The organism is Polynucleobacter sp. AP-Reno-20A-A9, from assembly GCF_018882085.1.
Lineage (GTDB): Bacteria > Pseudomonadota > Gammaproteobacteria > Burkholderiales > Burkholderiaceae > Polynucleobacter.
In genome coordinates, this window is record NZ_JACVPB010000039.1 from 1 (window position 1) to 255 (window position 255).

The following is a 255-nucleotide window of genomic DNA, read 5'->3' on the forward strand; positions in this document are numbered from 1 at the left end:
TCAGACGAACAGATTGTTCGGATATTGCAAGAGGCAGATCGTTCGCCAATAGCAGAGGTTGCCAAGCGCCACGGGGTCAGCGAACCCTCGATTTACAGCTGGCGTAAGAAGTTTGGCGATCTAGGTAAAGACGATGTCAAACGCTTAAAGCAACTCGAGCAAGAGAACGGCCGTTTAAAGAAGATCTTGGCAGAGCGCGATCTCGAGATTGAAGTGATGAAGGAGATTGCCGTAAAAAAGTGGTGAGCGTGCAAG

The 255-nt window shown here is 49.4% G+C and carries 1 pseudogene; it reads left to right on the plus strand.

Features of this window, described 5'->3' with window-relative positions:
• A pseudogene (locus ICN39_RS11320) lies at nucleotides 1-240 on the plus strand (transposase); the annotation flags it as partial.
• Nucleotides 241-255: the final 15 nt, after the last annotated feature.